This is a genomic window from Flavobacterium bizetiae (genome assembly GCF_024271895.1).
GTDB classification, from domain to species: Bacteria; Bacteroidota; Bacteroidia; order Flavobacteriales; family Flavobacteriaceae; genus Flavobacterium; species Flavobacterium bizetiae.
The window spans coordinates 1,563,789-1,579,310 of record NZ_CP091861.1; the positions used below are offsets into that span (position 1 = coordinate 1,563,789).

A 15,522-nucleotide genomic window follows, 5' to 3' on the forward strand; every position below is an offset into this window, starting at 1 on the left:
TAGAAAGAGTTCCAAAGGAACGAAACATATTGTAGGGATTAAGGTTATTATTGATAAAGTTGCAATCATATAGAATGCATTATCGCATCCATCCTTCAATCTTATAATTTTTAAAAAATAATTTTCGTTCTTTTTTGCCATTGTCAGGTTTAAACCAAACTTCGAATCTTGCGGCATATGGTTGCCCCCAATCTCCTTCGTAAATTTTAAAATCATCAGCTAAGCTAAATTTTTTTATACTATCTGTAGGATTGTAAATTTTAATAGAACTTCTTTTTGGTAATTTGTCATCAGAAAGGCTAACATTTTGAGTGATTTCAAAAGCCTTTAAATAAATTGTTCCGCGTTCTATTTTTCCAATCCAAAATTCATATTCATAAATTCCCGGCTGGAATGAATTGTAAAGCTGAAATTCAGTGTGTTCAACAATTCTATTTGTTATACTGTCTGGTTTTTTAGAGTCAAAATTATTGCCAAATTCCATGTCAACAGGATTGTCAATTTGTATATTTTTTGGAATTTTTAAATTTTTGGACCAAGTATCGGGTGTTTCTTGTTTTATGAAAAAAAGCGTAAGAAATATAATGAGACCAATAACTATTGTGCTGCCAAATAAAACTAAGGTTAGGATTGTTTTAAGCCATTTCTTTTTTGATAATTGGTAAAATGCTGAAATCAATAAACCAACTAATCCGAGACAGAATATCGTAAAACAAACCTTTTCTAAGGTAGGATTATTAAAAGAGTTAGCAACTATTAAAAGTACAATAGAAACAATCCAGAATATTATCGGTTTTAACCAGTTATACCACATTGTGCCTTGTTTTATTTCGAGAAAATATTTTGATATAAATAGAAATTCTTTGTCGCGATACGAGATCCATTGTTTTTGGGAGTTTTTTAGAATTTCAAAATCTTCTTTGCTAAGTTTAGTTTTTAGCATACTATAATATTTATTTAATTCTTTATCCCAGTCTTCTTGCGCTTTTATGGTACAATTACATTGCTCGGCAGTAGTTAATCTTCTTTATCAAGGCATTTTTTTTCCTGAATATCGATTAAATTTTCTTTTTTGCCTTTAGTTTGCGAAAAAGCGGTAAAAGAAAAAAGGCTTAAAAGAATTATAAGTAATTTATTCATCTAAAATATTTTATTTAATTGTAACTCCCTTACAGATAAAAAAGCTGTGATTATCATTCAAAAATAGAGATACAAAAGTAGAAATGCGATGATGTTACAATCTGTTTATCAACAATTTTAGCAACAAAAAACAGAAGTAGTTTAAAAACAAAAAAGCTTCTGATTTCTCAGAAGCTTTTGTTCAGTGCGGATAATAGGACTCGAACCTACACGCCTTGCGGCACCAGATCCTAAGTCTGGCATGTCTACCAATTTCACCATATCCGCTCAATTGTGGGTGCAAAGATAAACATAACTTCTAGATTTCAAAACATTTTTTCAAAAAAAATATTAATTCTCTTTTTCGTATTTTTGAATTTCTATAAAAATAATTGAAATGGAAAATATTAAGTCTTACGTTCAACAACATAAAGATCGGTTTATCAACGAATTGATCGAATTATTAAAAATTCCGTCGGTAAGTGCCGACACTGCATATTCGCAAGATGTGATCGATACTGCAGAGGCTGTTAAGGAAAGTTTAACAAAAGCAGGCTGTGATTTTGTCGAAATTTGCGATACTCCGGGCTATCCAATCATTTATGGAGAGAAAATAATCGACCCAAATTTACCTACAGTTCTAGTTTACGGACATTATGATGTTCAACCACCAGATCCTATCGAATTATGGACATCGCCACCATTCGAACCCGTAATTAAAAAAACCGAAATTCACCCAGAAGGCGCAATTTTTGCCCGTGGAGCCTGCGATGACAAAGGACAAATGTACATGCACGTAAAAGCCCTTGAGCTTATGGTGCAAACCAATACTTTGCCATGTAACGTAAAATTCATGATCGAAGGCGAAGAAGAAGTAGGTTCTGCAAGTTTGGCTTGGTTCGTAGAGCGCAATCAGGAGAAACTGAAAAACGACGTAATTCTTATTTCAGATACCGGAATGATCTCAAATCAACAACCGTCGATCACGACAGGTTTACGTGGTTTAAGTTATGTAGAGGTAGAAGTTACCGGACCAAATCGCGATTTGCATTCTGGATTATACGGTGGAGCAGTGGCCAACCCAATCAATGTTTTGGCAAAAATGATTGCTTCATTGCACGACGAAGACAATCATATTACCATTCCAGGTTTCTACGACAAAGTACAGGAATTATCTGCAGAGGAAAGAGCCGAAATGGCAAAAGCACCTTTCAGCCTAGAAAAATATAAAAAAGCCTTAGATCTAAACGACGTTTATGGCGAAAAAGGATATGTAACCAACGAACGCAACTCAATTCGTCCAACATTAGACGTAAACGGAATTTGGGGCGGATACCAAGGCGAAGGAGCAAAAACTGTTATTGCGAGCAAAGCATTTGCTAAAATCTCAATGCGTTTGGTTCCTAATCAGGATTGGCATGAAATCACAGAGCTTTTCACTAAGCATTTCACAAGCATTGCACCGTCTGGAGTTACCGTAAAAGTAACGCCGCATCACGGTGGGCAAGGATATGTTACGCCAATTGACAGCGTTGGATATCAGGCAGCAAACAAAGCTTACACAGAGACTTTTGGAGTTCCTGCAATTCCGGTTCGTTCAGGCGGAAGTATTCCAATTGTAGCGTTGTTCGAAAAAGAATTAAAAAGCAAAACCATCCTTATGGGCTTCGGTTTAGATAGCGATGCAATTCACTCACCAAACGAGCACTTCGGAATCTTCAATTTCTTAAAAGGAATCGAAACTATTCCGTTGTTTTACAAATATTTTGTAGAGCTTTCTAAGTAATTTGTTACGAAGACACTAAGGCACAAAGTTTTTTAGGTTTAACTCTTTGCCAAAGTTTTAAACTTTCACAAAGATAAATCTCAAATCATATAAAATCCGTTCAGAAATGAGCGGTTTTTTTTTTTTTTTTTGGAATTTGGAGTTTAATTATTAGAATATTAAAAATTTGGAATTTAATATTTTTTTGGGCGCTTCCGCCGCGGTGGACGGGCTTTCGGCTATATTCCCGATTAACAAAAACTACGGCTAAAAAGCCTTGTTTTTCTAAATCGGGAGATACCGCCTCTATCCCTAACGCTTAAAAGAGGTTCAAAGGAACAAAGGCTCAAAGGTTTTTTGCATCAGAATTGAATAGCCTCCAGCTTCAGCTGGAGTTTTTTGTGAAAAGAGTAATTGGCTTTAGCCGAATTCTTTAATCTTCTATAAGCGTATTTATTCGGCTAAAGCCATTTCCTTCGCATTTATTCTAAACCCCAGCTAAAGCTGGAGCCTATTCAAAAAAAACTTTATCATTTTGCTAAACCTCTGTCCCTTTGAGTCTTTGTTCCTTTGAACCTTAAAAGAAAACTTTTTTTAAAATTCTCTTGGTCATTTAAAATTAATCTCTACATTTGTAGAAGAGTATCTATAATTGTAGAGTTAATTCGGGAAATATGAAAAACCTTCTTTTGCTATTTTTTTGCGGAATCATGCTTTTAAGTTGTAAAAGCAAACCCATCAATCAAAAGATTGATAAAAAGAAAGAAGGTCTTTGGATTGATAATTACCAACAGGATAGCATTACATACAAGTCGTTAGAATATTACAAAAGTGATCAACCCATAAAAAAGTGGAAATCCTACATTAACGGAAAAATCTACAAAACCGAAAAATACAAAAACGGAATCTGCATTGTAAAATATTATTATGAAAACGGAAAACTACAATCAAAAGGAAAGACAAAAATCGAAGTCGATGCCGTCGAAACACATTGGTTTTATTTCGGAGTCTGGAAATTTTACTCGGATAAAGGAAAACTAACCGAAGTCAGGAAGTATAATAATGGTAATTTAATTTCGGAAGAAGAAATACAATAGCCCACAGATTTAGCGGATTAAACGGATTGTCGCGGATTTTTTTTTAGAATATAGAATATAGAATATAGAATATAGAATATAGAATATAGAATATAGAATATAGAATATAGAATATAGAATATAGAATATAGAATATAGAATATAGAATATAGATTAATCGTAATCATCAAAAAAAACTCAGCAACTTAGAATCTCAGAACCTTAGCACCTTAGAAAAATGCAACTATCAAACTCAGAAGAACAATTAATGGAACATCTTTGGAAGCTTGAAAAAGCTTTTATGAAAGATTTACTCGAAGCCTATCCCGAACCAAAACCGGCAACAACAACTGTTGCCACGCTTTTGAAACGAATGATCGATAAGAAATTCGTAGCCTATAACGAATTCGGAAATTCGAGAGAATATTATCCTTTGGTCGAAAAGACAGTTTATTTCTCGAAACACGTAAACGGATTAATAAGTAGTTTTTTCAATAATTCGGCATCACAATTTGCTTCTTTTTTTACGAAAGAAACCAATTTGTCAACATCAGAATTAGAAGAACTTAGAAAAATAATCGATTCAGAAATTCAAAAAAAGAAAAAATGATACTCTATCTTCTAAAATCAGGAATACTGCTTTTGGTTTTTTATGCAGTATATAAATTGTGGCTTGAAAACGAAAAAATGTTTCGTTTCAATCGTATTTATTTGTTAGGAAGTTTGTTTTTTAGTTTCGTAATTCCGTTGCAATTGTTTTCATTCGAACCTTTATTCCAAAATGATTTAAGTACTGTTCAGCTAGAAGGAATTGCAATTAGAACGAATAGAGTTGTTTTGAATAATGCCCACATAATGCAAGACATATTTGATACTTCGATAAAGATTTATGTCCTTGTAACAATAGTCTTAGCATTTCATTTTACATTGAATTTAATTTTGTTTTCTAGAAAACTAAAAAGTAAAAATATCCAGTTTATAAATGGCAAAAAAGTAATTTTAGTTGAAGAATCTATTTTACCACACTCTTTTTGGAATGCGATTTTTATCAATAAAAATGAATTCGAAAAAGGTAAAATCCCATCAGAATTAATAGCGCACGAAAAAGCACATTTAGATCAAAAACACACGTTGGATATTCTTTTTATAGAAATTTTTCAAATCGTTTTTTGGTTCAATCCTTTGCTTTTGTTTTATAAAAAAGCCATCAAACTTAATCATGAATTTTTGGCAGATGAAGTTGTAAATATTCAATTTCAATCTGTTAGAAATTATCAGAATCTATTATTAGATTTTGCTTCAAATAAAAACACAGTTGCTCTGGCAAGTAATATTAATTATCTAATAACTAAAAAACGTTTACTGATGATGACCAAAAAAGAATCTCCAATTAAAATCGTATTAAAAGTATTTAGCGTAGGTGTAATGTATGCTTTATTATTGTTTGTTTTTAGTACAAAAGCGACGGCTCAAAAAGGATCAAATAAAGCAGATGTAAAAGATAAAGATCTTTATACAATGGCCAATATTGAGAAACTGCCTGAGTTTCCGGGCGGACTTACGGAATTTTATAAATTTATTGGCAAAAAATTTAAAATGCCCGAAGAAGCTCAAAAAAATAAGCTTGAAGGGAAAGCTTATATGCAATTTATCATCGAAAAAGACGGAAGCTTATCAGACATTAAAACACTACAAGATCCTGGTTACGGGATAGGCGATGAGGCAACCCGCGTCCTGAAGCTTTCTCCAAAATGGACAGCTGCAACTCAGGAAGGAAAACCCGTTCGAGTGATGTACAGTTTGCCAATTACGATTCAGTCTAATAAATAAGTTTTCTTTTGAGGTTCAAAGATGCAGAGGGACAAAGGTTCAGAGGTTTCTTTTGATATTAATAGACTCCAGCTTTTTGCTGGAGTTTTTTTTAGAAAAGAACTGGCTTTAGTCGAAATATTTAATCTAACCAGCATAATATTTTAGATAATTCTACAACAATTATTCAAAAACATTTGTGTCTTAGTGCCTTTGTGGCTAAACCCTTTGAACCTTTGTCCCTCTGCACCTTTGTCCCTTAAAAAGAAAAAAATCCGCTTCTAGTCAGGAGAAGCGGATAAAATTAAAAACTAAAAAAAAAATTCTAAAAAAACCAACAAAACCAGGCCTTAAAATAAGTCTGGATTATATCCAAAGTAAGGCATGTTTTGTTCATTAAAAATCACCCCATATTCCTCTAGCTCCTTTAAAATAGGCTGATAAACTTCTTTTTTTATCGGAAGTTGTACGCCAGGAGTTGTAATTTCTCCATTCAAAATCAATAATGTTGCCATTGCAACCGGTAATCCAACCGTTTTTGCCATAGCAGTATAAGTTTGATCGTCGCCAATGCAAACCATTTTAGAATCGATTTGCTGTTTTTTACCATTCAGTTCATAGCCAAACTTATGGTACATGACAATCATATCTTTATCGTTAGGCTCAAGAGTCCAACTGTCTGATAAAATTTTTTCTAATATCTGAGCAGGAGTAGCATTAGGCAAATCGACCTTTTTGTCCGGATTAAATAAATCCAGTTCCAGAAGTTTATCCCACATAATATCGTCCTGATCGATTTTTAAAATCAATCGCGTTTTAATCTCTACAGAATCTGTTGGATGATACGGCAAAAATGAATTAACAAACTGGCGATAACTCATATTTTCAGAATCCTCCATAATATAACTATCATCCGTCATACCCAATTGCACAAACATGTTCCATGCTTTCGAATAACCAACTCTTCTAATCGTTCCGCGATATAAAGTCAGGATATCATCTAAGCCATAAATCGATCTGTATTTAAGAGAATCCCGGTTCGAATACGCTTCGAATTTTCCGTAACCTTCAACCTCCAGAAATTCGGTTCTGCGAAATACAGTTCCGTATGGGATATATTTATAAGTACCTTCCTGAATAAACTTTGCCGCGCCGCCTTGTCCAGCGAGAACTACATTTCTGGGCGCCCAGGTAAATTTGTAATTCCATAAATTATTATCACATTCAGGAGCGACTAATCCGCCGCAAAAAGATTCAAAAAGCAACATATTGCCGCCTTTGGCTCTAATTTCATCAATAACTTTCATGGCACTCATATGATCGATTCCGGGATCAAGGCCAATTTCGTTCATGAAAATCAAATTATTTTTCTTAGCTTCTTCATCAAGAGCCTGCATTGCATCACTTATATAAGAAGCTGTAACAAGGTGTTTTTTGAATTCGATACAATCTTTGGCAATTTCGATATGCAAATGAGCAGGCAACATCGAGATCACGATTGATGCTTGCTGAATCGCTGCTTTTCTTTGTTCGGTATCAAAAATATTTAAAGCAATTGGAGTAGCGTTAGGATGATTCTGAGTCTTTTTTTCGGCCAAAGCCAAAGACAAGTCCGCCACAATAAGATGTAGGTTTTCGCTTTCTGATTTGGCTAATAAATAACGAATTAGCGACGATGCAGATCTGCCTGCTCCAAAGATTAAAATGCTTCTCATGTTTTAAATTTGTAACACAAATATATTAAATTGTTAAATATATAACAATTATAATTTTGTAAAAGTGCATTATTTTTTGATTTGAAGCTAAATTGTAATGAATTTCTTTTTCCGTAAAAGATTTTTGAAAACTAAAATGCTTTTTAAAATGTATTGAAGTATTTTTGTTGAAGAATAAAAAAAGTATAGAAAATATGAAAAGAAGAATTGTTTTAGCAGCAGCTTTTATGGGAATGTTATCGATTATTTTGGGCGCTTTTGGTGCACATTTATTAAAGAGATATTTATCTATAGAAGAACTTAATACTTTTGAAGTTGGTGTTCGTTATCAAATGTATCATGCCCTGTTTTTACTCTTTCTTTCTACCAGAAAAGATATCGCCGAAAAAACCTTAAAATCAATCTATAATTTAGTTGTTGCAGGTGTACTTCTTTTTAGCGGTTCGATCTATTTATTAGCTACAAAAAGTCTTACAGTTTTTGATTTCAAAATTATCGTATTCGCAACACCTGTGGGTGGTTTTCTATTAATTATTGCTTGGGCGGTATTATTTGTTACGATTTTGAGGAGAAAATCATAAAATCCCGAATAAAAAATTTTATCTAAAAATTAATCTTTAATTTTGTCTCATAAATAACATATAATCTTATTTATGTGAATTTTTCTTGTTTTTTACTTTAATGAGTAAATAATATAACAAATTCATTTAATGGATTATAAGAAAACAAATTTGAAGCGGTTATTTTTTTATTTTATTGATTTTAAAGATCAAATTTTACTTTATTGACATAAATAAAAGTAAAATTTAATTTTTTTTAAAGGATTAACAATAAATCTGTAATTTTGCTTCTTACTAAATATCACACACAACTTAAAATTTATGGACAGTCACACCGTTTTCACGCAATCGATTTCGCTAAAGGAGTTAGGAATTGAAAATGCAAAAGTTCGTTACCAATTATCTGCTGATGAATTGCATGCGATCACTTTGCAATTAGGCCAAGGTGTTGAGAACTCTACAGGCGCATTGGCAATTAATACAGGTGAATTTACAGGACGTTCTCCACAGGATCGTTTTATTGTAAAAGATAGTATTACAGAAGATCAGGTTTGGTGGGGAAATGTAAATATTCCTTTCGACCCAACTGCTTTTGAAAAATTGTATAATAAGGTAACTCAGTTTTTATCAAACAAAGAAGTTTTTGTTCGTGATTCTTATGTTTGTTCTGATGCCAATTATAGATTAAATGTTCGTGTTGTTACAGAAACGGCATGGTCGAACTTGTTTTGCTACAATATGTTCTTAAGACCAGAAGAATCTGAGTTAGCCAACTTTACTCCTGAATGGACAGTGGTTTGTGCACCAAGTTTTATGGCAGATCCTGCTGTAGACGGAACACGCCAGTCTAATTTTGCGATTTTAGATTTTACTAAAAAAATTGCACTTATTGGAGGAACAGGTTATACTGGAGAAATGAAAAAAGGAATTTTTTCTGCTTTGAACTTCATTTTACCAGTTTTCAAAAATACGTTACCAATGCACTGTAGTGCTAATGTTGGTGAAGCCGGAGATACTGCAATTTTCTTTGGATTATCAGGAACTGGAAAAACAACTTTATCAGCAGATCCTGCACGTAAGTTAATTGGAGACGATGAGCACGGTTGGACTGCAGAAAACACGGTTTTTAACTTTGAAGGTGGTTGCTATGCAAAAGTGATCAATTTAACCGAAGAAAACGAACCGGACATTTTTAGAGCGATCAAAAAAGGAGCGCTTTTAGAAAATGTGGTTTTCAAACCGGGAACAAACGAGGTTGATTATGATGATGTTTCGATCACTCAAAATACACGTGTAAGTTACCCAATAACACATATTGATAATATTCAGCCAGGATCTATAGGACATAATCCTAAAAATATATTCTTCTTAACGGCAGATTCTTTTGGAATTTTGCCTCCAATTTCTAAATTAACTCCGGGTCAGGCCGCTTACCATTTTATCTCAGGATATACAGCGAAAGTTGCCGGAACAGAAGCAGGAGTTACAGAACCGCAACCTAATTTCTCGGCTTGTTTTGGAGCACCATTTATGCCATTACACCCAACACGTTACGCAGAAATGTTAACTAAAAAAATGAAAGATGCAGACGTAAAAGTTTGGTTGATCAATACAGGTTGGACAGGCGGAGCTTACGGAACCGGAACTCGTATGAAATTAAAATATACTCGTGCCATGATTACCGCTGCATTAAACGGAGAATTGGACAATGTAGAGTTTAAAAATCATGCCGTATTTGGAATCGCAAAACCACAATCTTGCCCAAATGTTCCAGCTGAAATTTTAAATCCTAGAAATACTTGGGAAGACAAAGATTTATACGATAAAAAAGCAATTGAATTGGCTCAGAAATTCAAAGCGAATTTCGCCAAATTTGAAGAGTTTGCCAATGCTGAAATTTTAGCCGGCGCACCAATTACAGAATAAGGAAGATTACTAATTCAAACTAAAAAAAGCTGTTCGTTATGAACAGCTTTTTTGTCATGTCTCAGTTTTCAGTCTCAGTCTCAGTCTCAGCCTCAGTCTTAGTCTCAGTCTTAGTTTTCAGTCAAAGTTAAGAAACTGAAAACTGCGACTGAGACTGAAAACTTATTTCTTATCGTCGATACGTTTCTGGATCAAATCCCAGGCGTAATAATGAAAGGTCATTCCGTTGCTCATGGCTACGAAAAGTCCGTTTTTGAAATTTCCTCCTAAATTTACGCTGGTAACATCTGCACCATCACATTCAATAGTCGATGTTGGAATTTCAGCCAATAAAGGATAATCGTTCGGATTGCCTTTTGCACCTTCTCTTGGGTATACCATAAAAGTATTTGCTTGTTGGTTTGATACTAAAATATATCCCGTAGAATCTGTTTTTTTGTAAATAGCGATTCCTTCATTATCGGCTTTAAAGCCTGTTTTTCCAAAAATTGTCAATTCTTTATTATCATTTAACGCAGGATCGGCTTTGTATTTTCTGATTCCGAATTGTTCGTCGCAATATAAAACAGTTCCTAATTCGTTGTCAACCGCAATAGCTTCGATTTCTTTCTTTCCGCTGTAAGCACCAAACTTACGAACCACTTTTGCTGTTGCAAATTTACCGTTTCCGGAAAGTTCATATTGCCACAAATAACTTCCTGATGGTCCTGATTTTCTGCCTACAATTGCAAATATTTTACCATCGGTTTTTCTGGTGTACAAAGCAATTCCCATAGGATCGCGTAATTCTTCACCTTCAAAAACAGCAATTCCGCCGTTGTCAATTGCTTTTAAATCAGGCAAACTAAAAACTCTTATTTTATTTGATTCGCGTTCTGTGGTTACCGCAACATCTACTTTTTTTCCGTCGATTACTAAACCATAAGCGATATCAACATTATTCGGGCGTTTTAAAACCTCCGATTTTGCAACGATTTTTCCCTTCAAATCAAAAGCATACAAAGCACCGTCTGTATCTTTATCTGTTCCTACGATAATACTTTTAGAAGCATCAGTTGGGTGAATCCAAATCGAAGGATCATCTGTATCGTGAGGCAAAGCTTCGGTAACAACTGTAGGTTTTACTGCATTTTCAGCAATAGGAGCAAGTTTGTCGTCTTTACAAGCGATGAATAAAGTACTTAAAAGTAAAAAGGCTATTATAGATTTATTTTTCATTATAGATTTTATTTAATAAAACTAGACAGAACCGCTAAGTTCTGTCTAATTTAAGCATTTTATAAATTGATTATTACAAGTCAAGTTTCAAACCAAAATTATATCTGGCCTGGTAGTACTCTGCTTGTTTGGTATGCGCCTGAACTCCCTGGTAGTAACGTAAAGGCTGGTTAGTTAAGTTGTTGGCTTCAGCAAAAAGACGAAGTTTTGGTGTAATCTTGTAAGAAGCATTCGCATCTAAGAAAAATTGTTTGTCGTAATAGCTGTCTTTGTACGATTCTGAACCTAATTCATCTAAATAATCTGAAGTGAAATTAGTCGAAACTCTCGCAGAAAAACGTTTGTTTTCCCAAGATAAAGATCCGTTAAACATATGTGGTGTTGTTCCCGGAAGACTAATATTGTTTCTTTCGTTCCCGTCTTCGTCAGCAATTCCTTTTGCTTTAGATTTTGTGTAAGTATAGTTCAAATATATACCAAATCCTTTGAGGAATTTACCAGGAAGAAAATCTAACTGACGTTGAAAAGCAACTTCGAAACCATAAACATCAACTGTATCTCCGTTTCTTGATTGCAGGAACGACCAGTTTTCTCCCGCAGGAATCGGGTTAGTCTGATTAGGGAAGTCAGCAGCAAATTTTGCAGCATCGTATTGATTATCGCTATAATTGTAAATGAAGTTGTCTAATTTTTTATAAAAAACACCTCCTGAAATTAAACCAACAGATTTGAAATAATTCTCGGCCATGAAATCATAATTGTACGAGTAAGTTGCCTCAAGATCTGGATTTCCGGCTGTAATTTCTTTATCAGCAGCAATATTGTTTACATAAGGAGCCAATGCATAATAGTTAGGTCTTGCTAAAGCAGTTGTAACAGCAGCTCTTAAAACTAAATCTTTTGTAGCATTGTATTGCAAAGAAATACTTGGCAATAAATTAGTATACGAGTTTTTAGTATTGATTTGGCTTTCTAATTCTTCTTCGTCCAAAACACGATTTCCTGTATAATCAATATGTGTATTTTCGACTCTGAAACCTAAAACCATAGATAATTTATCATTAAAATCCTGATCCCATCTTACGTAAGCAGCATAGATACTTTCTTTAGCATTATAATTTACAGCTAAATATTCTGCAGGATCTGCTGATTTATCAAATAAGGTTGAATTGTTTAAATCTAAACTTCCTAAAAAGCCTGCCGAAGCAAAATTTCCCGGAACATATTTGCTTCCCGGATTAAAGTTTTGACCGTCATAATAACTGTTTGGAACTTGCGATAACAAAGCCATATCTGTACCAAGTGGCGTGTAAGCGTAGAAATTGTTATCTCTTTCTTTTTCTTTCAATCGAAGTCTAAGTCCGGTTCTTAATCTTCCTTTTTCAGAAGGAATAATAGTAAAAGGGAAACGGATATTAATTTTTGCTCCAAATTCACTTTCGCTGGTTTCGTCTGTATTTTCAGTAACCGTTTGAAATTTGAATTTATCTAAAGCTTCTCCGGTTGTTGTAACTAATGGAAATCTTGTATCTGATAAATCCTGAGTCATATCAAGACCTTTCTGACGGTATTCTATATAACGCTCTCCCGGACGATATTCTCTTGCTTTTGCATAATTAGCAGACCAGTCTAAATCTAGTTTAGAATTGATTAAATGCTCTCCGCGAATTGAATAATTCTGAACACGTTGATCTTCTAATCTTCTGTTTTTATCGCGATTATTATCGATTCCACCTTTTGTCTGGCGTTTTACACGACCTTCAAAACCTGTAATTTGTTCTCCGTTATAAATAGGTTCGATATCATCATAAGTAGTTCTAAAACGGTTTTCTCTATCGTCTCTCCAGTTATAAATAGCATTGGCAAAAATGGTATTATTTTCATCAAATTTATAGTCTAAAGCTACAGATCCGCTGCGACGAATACGTTGTACATCATATTTTCTAATTTCTGATGCTTGCAGATATTCATTTCCGAATTTATCTTTTACCCATTCGTTTTCGATATTATCAGAACCATAATTTACATTATTGTAAGATCCGCTAAAAACAGCTCCAAGTTTATTGTCTAAAAAACGATTTCCGTAAACTAAACCAGCGGTGTAAGTAGCGTGCTCGCGAATTGGCATATATCCACCCGCAAGTGTTGCTGAAATTCTTTCGCCATTTGGAGTTGCTCTTGTTACTAAATTTACAGAACCTCCAATAGCATCAGCATCCATGTCTGAAGTCAGGGTTTTGTTAACTTCGATAGTAGAAATCATGTCAGACGGAATTAAATCCATTTGAACGTTTCTGTTGTCTCCTTCTGCAGAAGGGATTCTGTCACCGTTTAAAGTTACAGAGTTTAAAGATGGAGCCAAACCTCTAATAATAATGTTACGCGCTTCACCCTGATCATTTTGCATCGTGATACCCGGAACACGTTTTAAAGCATCTCCAACATTGGCATCCGGAAAACGACCCATTTGATCAGATGAAATAATGTTTCCAATGTTTTTACTGTTTTTTTGTTGATTCAAAGCTTTCGCCTGACCTTTTAAGATGTCTCCAACAACTACTTCGTTCAGTTCAGTTCCCGAAGTTTTAAGCGCAAAATCAAGTACATTATTTTTTCCTTGTTCTACTGTGATTTCATGAGTTATGGCAGTATATCCTATATATTTTACTTCGACTTTGTACGTTCCAACATTAATGTTTAGTAATTCAAAACGTCCGTTGTAATCTGAAACTGTGTATTTGTTTTCTCCTACAATTTGAATCATTGCTCCTGGTAACGGAAGTTTGTCATCAACATCTAATATTTTTCCTGAGATTATGGCTTTTTGGGCATAACCCGAAAAGGCTAATAGCATAAATGTTACTACTAAATAAATTTTTTTCATTGTGTTTTAGTTTGTTTAATTGCGAAACTAGAACCTTAATATTATTAAAGACGTTGAAAAAAATTAACATAGTGTTATGATTCCCCTCAAGATTAGAAATAGATTAATGTTAAAATAACATTTAATAAAAAAGGATTTTTTATGGCCTGCAACTAAAAACAAATCAACTATTTATCTCAGAATTAAATTTTTGGCGCTAAATTTGCCCTATCAATCACAATCAAAAATCATCAATCATGCTTAAACAATTTTTTATCCTGTGTTCAGGAGCTGATCGTGACCTGCTCGAGGGTTGCTCAGAAGGCGAACAAACCAAATATGTTGGTATTGGCGCTACCGTTTTTTTTACTGCCGTTATGGCTTTTCTTGCCAGTGCCTACGCGCTTTTTACTGTTTTTGACTCTATTTATCCCGCTTTAATTTTTGGATTTGTATGGAGTTTATTAATCTTTAATTTAGACCGATTTATCGTTTCGACGATTAAAAAAAGAGATCGCTTTTTTGATGAATTTCTGCAAGCAACGCCTCGTATTATGTTGGCAGTTATTATTGCCATCGTAATTTCGAAACCATTAGAGATTAAAATTTTCGAAAAAGAAATCAATACCGTTTTATTAAAAGAAAAAAATGAAATGGAATTGGCCAATAAAAAACAAGTTGGTAATTATTTCAAATCAGATTTAGATAAAAATAAAGCTGAGATTGCAACTCTGAAAACAGATATACTGAATAAAGAAAAAGAAGTAAACGCACTTTATTCTACTTATATCACAGAAGCCGAAGGAACAACCGGCACTAAAAAATTAGGTAAAGGTCCTGTTTATAAAGAGAAAAGAGAAAAACATGATGCAGCTCTCAAAGAGTTTGAAACTCTAAAAGCCACCAACGAAGCAAAAATTGCCGAGAAAGAAAAAGCAGGCAAACAATTGCAAGCCGATTTAGATAAAAAATTATCGCAAACACAACCCATCATCGAAGGTTTTGATGGTTTAATGGCGCGTATAAATGCTTTGGATAAATTGCCGTGGTTACCTTCATTCTTTATTATGCTGCTGTTTCTGGCGATCGAAACTTCTCCTATTATTGCGAAATTACTAGCTCCAAAAGGCGAATTCGATTTTAAACAAGAAGAAGCCGAAACGGCCATGAAAGCAACTTTGGCACAAAACAAATACCAACGTGATTTATTAGTAAAAACAAGTGCCGAAATGCATGATAAAGTTTATGCTGATATCGCCGAAAATAAAAGCTTATACGATCTGCAACGTAAAAATGCAAAGGAGTTATTAGAATTGCAATCGAATAGTTTTGTAGAAAAGCAGAAAGCTACTTTGTAAAATGTAGTTTGTAAAAAAGTAATCTGTAAAATGTAAAAAGTCTTAAGTTCAATTAGAGCTTAAGACTTTTTTTATTTCTAATAAGAAGTCATTTCACTTCTCACAAACTACAT

General features: G+C 33.8%; 11 protein-coding genes, 1 tRNA gene and 1 pseudogene. 7 read left to right on the top strand and 6 right to left on the bottom strand.

What is annotated here, in order from left to right:
- Positions 1–79: 79 nt before the first annotated feature.
- From L0669_RS06995 to L0669_RS07000, 3 genes and pseudogenes are all read right to left on the bottom strand, one after another.
- Positions 80–1,006, bottom strand: a pseudogene (locus L0669_RS06995) (lysozyme inhibitor LprI family protein); the annotation flags it as partial.
- Between the two features lie 11 nt (positions 1,007–1,017).
- Complete coding sequence (locus L0669_RS23665; RefSeq protein WP_302774146.1) at positions 1,018–1,140, bottom strand: hypothetical protein; 123 nt, start codon at positions 1,138–1,140, stop codon at positions 1,018–1,020.
- Positions 1,141–1,325: 185 nt separating this feature from the next.
- Positions 1,326–1,407: transfer RNA gene (locus tag L0669_RS07000), tRNA-Leu, on the bottom strand.
- 109 nt (positions 1,408–1,516) lie between these two features.
- Between L0669_RS07000 and L0669_RS07005 the strand changes: the two genes are divergently transcribed.
- The 4 genes from L0669_RS07005 (at position 1,517) to L0669_RS07020 (ending at position 5,790) form a co-directional block, all read left to right on the top strand.
- Entirely contained in the window at positions 1,517–2,905 is a 1,389-nt protein-coding gene (locus L0669_RS07005; RefSeq protein WP_173970777.1) for a dipeptidase, read from the top strand.
- A 653-nt stretch (positions 2,906–3,558) separates the two neighbouring features.
- Positions 3,559–3,981 carry a toxin-antitoxin system YwqK family antitoxin gene (locus L0669_RS07010; RefSeq protein ID WP_263762335.1) on the top strand — a complete coding sequence of 141 codons (423 nt, stop codon included), beginning with the start codon at positions 3,559–3,561 and terminating at the stop codon, positions 3,979–3,981.
- Positions 3,982–4,198: 217 nt separating this feature from the next.
- Positions 4,199–4,570 (top strand): BlaI/MecI/CopY family transcriptional regulator, encoded by a 372-nt coding sequence (locus L0669_RS07015; RefSeq protein WP_194620443.1) that lies wholly within the window; start codon positions 4,199–4,201, stop codon positions 4,568–4,570.
- Positions 4,567–5,790: a M56 family metallopeptidase gene (locus L0669_RS07020; RefSeq protein ID WP_263762337.1), complete on the top strand. Its 1,224-nt coding sequence runs from the start codon at positions 4,567–4,569 to the stop codon at positions 5,788–5,790. The genes L0669_RS07015 and L0669_RS07020 overlap by 4 nt, the downstream gene beginning before the upstream one ends.
- A gap of 329 nt (positions 5,791–6,119) precedes the next feature.
- Here the strand turns inward: L0669_RS07020 and L0669_RS07025 are convergent, their stop codons facing one another.
- Positions 6,120–7,484 (bottom strand): saccharopine dehydrogenase family protein, encoded by a 1,365-nt coding sequence (locus L0669_RS07025; protein ID WP_263762339.1) that lies wholly within the window; start codon positions 7,482–7,484, stop codon positions 6,120–6,122.
- Between the two features lie 194 nt (positions 7,485–7,678).
- Between L0669_RS07025 and L0669_RS07030 the strand changes: the two genes are divergently transcribed.
- Positions 7,679–8,065 carry a DUF423 domain-containing protein gene (locus tag L0669_RS07030; protein WP_263762341.1) on the top strand — a complete coding sequence of 129 codons (387 nt, stop codon included), beginning with the start codon at positions 7,679–7,681 and terminating at the stop codon, positions 8,063–8,065.
- Positions 8,066–8,365: 300 nt separating this feature from the next.
- Positions 8,366–9,970: a phosphoenolpyruvate carboxykinase (ATP) gene (gene pckA / locus L0669_RS07035; RefSeq protein ID WP_173970783.1), complete on the top strand. Its 1,605-nt coding sequence runs from the start codon at positions 8,366–8,368 to the stop codon at positions 9,968–9,970.
- Positions 9,971–10,132: 162 nt separating this feature from the next.
- Here pckA and L0669_RS07040 read toward each other — a convergent pair whose 3' ends face one another.
- Together L0669_RS07040 and L0669_RS07045 are read right to left on the bottom strand one after the other, a co-directional pair.
- Positions 10,133–11,188 (bottom strand): phytase, encoded by a 1,056-nt coding sequence (locus L0669_RS07040; protein WP_263762343.1) that lies wholly within the window; start codon positions 11,186–11,188, stop codon positions 10,133–10,135.
- Between the two features lie 73 nt (positions 11,189–11,261).
- The gene (locus L0669_RS07045) at positions 11,262–14,072 is read right to left on the bottom strand and encodes a TonB-dependent receptor (RefSeq protein ID WP_263762345.1); all 2,811 of its coding nucleotides are present in this window, start codon (positions 14,070–14,072) and stop codon (positions 11,262–11,264) included.
- A 236-nt stretch (positions 14,073–14,308) separates the two neighbouring features.
- On the opposite strand from L0669_RS07045, the gene L0669_RS07050 reads away from it, so the two are divergent.
- Positions 14,309–15,409, top strand: coding sequence for a DUF4407 domain-containing protein (locus tag L0669_RS07050; protein ID WP_263762347.1), 1,101 nt, complete (start codon positions 14,309–14,311; stop codon positions 15,407–15,409).
- The last annotated feature ends 113 nt before the right edge of the window (positions 15,410–15,522 follow it).

Coding starts and splice junctions, on each gene's coding strand:
- L0669_RS23665 (WP_302774146.1), bottom strand. CDS start 1,140: ATGAATAAATTACTTATAATTCTTTTAAGCCTTTTTTCTTTTACCGCT.
- L0669_RS07005 (WP_173970777.1), top strand. CDS start 1,517: ATGGAAAATATTAAGTCTTACGTTCAACAACATAAAGATCGGTTTATC.
- L0669_RS07010 (WP_263762335.1), top strand. CDS start 3,559: ATGAAAAACCTTCTTTTGCTATTTTTTTGCGGAATCATGCTTTTAAGT.
- L0669_RS07015 (WP_194620443.1), top strand. CDS start 4,199: ATGCAACTATCAAACTCAGAAGAACAATTAATGGAACATCTTTGGAAG.
- L0669_RS07020 (WP_263762337.1), top strand. CDS start 4,567: ATGATACTCTATCTTCTAAAATCAGGAATACTGCTTTTGGTTTTTTAT.
- L0669_RS07025 (WP_263762339.1), bottom strand. CDS start 7,484: ATGAGAAGCATTTTAATCTTTGGAGCAGGCAGATCTGCATCGTCGCTA.
- L0669_RS07030 (WP_263762341.1), top strand. CDS start 7,679: ATGAAAAGAAGAATTGTTTTAGCAGCAGCTTTTATGGGAATGTTATCG.
- pckA (WP_173970783.1), top strand. CDS start 8,366: ATGGACAGTCACACCGTTTTCACGCAATCGATTTCGCTAAAGGAGTTA.
- L0669_RS07040 (WP_263762343.1), bottom strand. CDS start 11,188: ATGAAAAATAAATCTATAATAGCCTTTTTACTTTTAAGTACTTTATTC.
- L0669_RS07045 (WP_263762345.1), bottom strand. CDS start 14,072: ATGAAAAAAATTTATTTAGTAGTAACATTTATGCTATTAGCCTTTTCG.
- L0669_RS07050 (WP_263762347.1), top strand. CDS start 14,309: ATGCTTAAACAATTTTTTATCCTGTGTTCAGGAGCTGATCGTGACCTG.